3 protein-coding genes are annotated in these 2,013 nt (G+C 74.0%); 2 read left to right on the forward strand and 1 reads right to left on the reverse strand.

What is annotated here, in order from left to right; translation table 11 throughout:
• Positions 1 to 943 (reverse strand): FAD-binding oxidoreductase (locus AB0J09_RS63425; RefSeq protein WP_360714007.1); only part of this gene is annotated, 943 nt, incomplete at its 3' end.
• A 31-nt stretch (positions 944 to 974) separates the two neighbouring features.
• On the opposite strand from AB0J09_RS63425, the gene AB0J09_RS63430 reads away from it, so the two are divergent.
• Both AB0J09_RS63430 and AB0J09_RS63435 read left to right on the forward strand, forming a co-directional pair.
• Complete coding sequence (locus AB0J09_RS63430) at positions 975 to 1,484, forward strand: helix-turn-helix domain-containing protein (protein WP_360714003.1); 510 nt, start codon at positions 975 to 977, stop codon at positions 1,482 to 1,484.
• A partial coding sequence (locus tag AB0J09_RS63435; RefSeq protein ID WP_360714005.1) for an FAD-dependent oxidoreductase occupies positions 1,477 to 2,013 on the forward strand: 537 nt, incomplete at its 3' end. The genes AB0J09_RS63430 and AB0J09_RS63435, both read left to right, overlap by 8 nt.

Here is a 2,013-nt window from a genome sequence, read left to right on the forward strand (position 1 = left end):
CGGTCTCGTCCGACAGCCGCAGCACGGTGGGCAGCGGCCCTTCCTGGGCGAGCGCGCGCACGGCCGCCGATCCCTCCGCGAACGTCCCGAACCGCCAGCCTTCGTACCGGCGCTCGGCGGGAGCCCGCCGCACGCGCAGCCTGAGCGACGTGATCACGCCGAAGGCACCCTCGGAGCCGAGCACGAGCTGGCGCAGATCGGGCCCGGCCGCCGACTTGGGGGCGCGCCCGAGGTCCAGGGTGCCCGACGGCGTGGCCAGAGTGAGGCCCATGACCATGTCGTCGAAGCGCCCGTACCCGGCTGAGGCCTGCCCGCTGGAGCGGGCCGCCGCGAAGCCGCCGAGCGTGGCGTACTCGAAGGACTGGGGGAAGTGTCCCAGCGTCAGCCCGCTCCCGGCGAGCAGCCGTTCGGCCTCGGGAGCGCGCACCCCCGGCTCGAACGAGGCCACGAGAGACTCCAGGTCCACGGAGAGCAGCCGGTCGAGCCGTCCCAGGTCGAGCGCGATCACCCCGGCGAAGCCGGAGCGGGCGGCCGCGAGCCCGCCCACCACGGAGGTGCCGCCGCCGAAGGGCACCACGGCGACGCGCTCCGCGGAGCACACCCGCAGCAGCTCGGCCACCTCCTCGTGCGAGCCGGGCAGCACCACCGCGTCGGGAGCGTCGGAGCCGTCCCCCGTGCGCATCCGCAGCAGGTCAGGTGTGGACTTGCCGCGGGTGTGGCGTACGCGCGCCTCGTGCGAGGTCAGCACGTGGGCGGAGCCGACGATCTTGGCCAGCGCGTCGACCAGCGGCCCGGGCAGGGCGACCGGCGGCAGGCGCACCGACTCCAGGGCGACCGCCGGGGCGCCGGGCGCGCGCACGCCGAGGAAGTCGTGCAGCAGCCGGCGAACCTGCTCAGGCAGCTCGCGGGCCTTGGCGGGATCGCCCCAGCCGGACCACAACATCGGTTCTCTAGGCACGCTTACACTGTGACACATGACGTTGAATCGTCACAATGACGGCGTTCTGGACGCGGCCCGCGACTGCGTGCTCGCGTACGGGGTGCGCAGGACGACGCTCACGGACGTGGCACGCAGGGCCGGGGTGTCGCGGATGACGATCTACCGCCGCTGGCCCGACGTACGCACGCTGGTCGCGGACCTGATGACCAGGGAGTGGGTGCGGGTGGTCGAGGGGCTCGACTTGTCCGACCCGGTGCGAGCGGTCGTCGCGGGGGTACGGGAGCTGCGCGCGCACCCGTTGTGGCGGAAGATCGTGGAGGCCGATCCCGAGCTGCTCATGCCGTACCTGCTCGACCGGAGGGGCGCGAGCCAGGAGGCCGTACTCGACGTCCTCGAGCGCGCGGTCGGCGACCCGCGAAAAGCGCGCGCGGTGCTACTGGCGGCGCAGTCGTTCCTGCTGTCGGCGCCCACGATGCTCGGCCCCGTGACCCTGGACGAGCTCGACGACGAGCTCGCCGCCATGCTGGAGGCCTACCTTGGATAGCTCACTGAACGCCCGCAGACGATCCCGTGAGCTCCGCCAGGTCGCGGAGGAACGGCTGGACGTGCTCGTGGTGGGGCTCGGCGCGACGGGCGCGGGCGCCGCGCTCGACGCCGCGTCCCGAGGGTTGAGCGTAGCGGCGATCGACGCGCACGACCTGGCGTTCGGGACGTCCAGGTGGAGCTCCAAGATGATTCACGGCGGCCTGCGCTACCTGGCCAAGGGGCAGGTGGACGTGGCCTACGAGAGCGCGGTCGAGCGCGGCATCCTGCTCCGCACGACCGCTCCGCACCTGGTCGCGGCGCACCCGTACCTGCTGCCGCTCACCAAGGAGGTCTCGCGGCGGCAGGCGGCCCTGGTGATGAGCGGCTACCGGCTCGGCGACAGCCTGCGGGCCGCCGCGCGCACGCCGCGCAGGCTGCTGCCCGGGCCCACCCGGCTGAACGCGGCCCGCACCCGCACGCTGGCGCCCGTGCTGGACGGCGACGGCCTGCGCGGCGCGCTGCTGTCGTGGGACGGCCGGCAGCACGAC

This window comes from Nonomuraea sp. NPDC049784 (genome assembly GCF_040659615.1).
Taxonomy (GTDB): domain Bacteria; phylum Actinomycetota; class Actinomycetes; order Streptosporangiales; family Streptosporangiaceae; genus Nonomuraea.

Bases quoted from the DNA above. Each gene is read 5' to 3' on its own strand.
- AB0J09_RS63430 (WP_360714003.1), top strand. From the start codon at position 975: ATGACGTTGAATCGTCACAATGACGGCGTTCTGGACGCGGCCCGCGAC.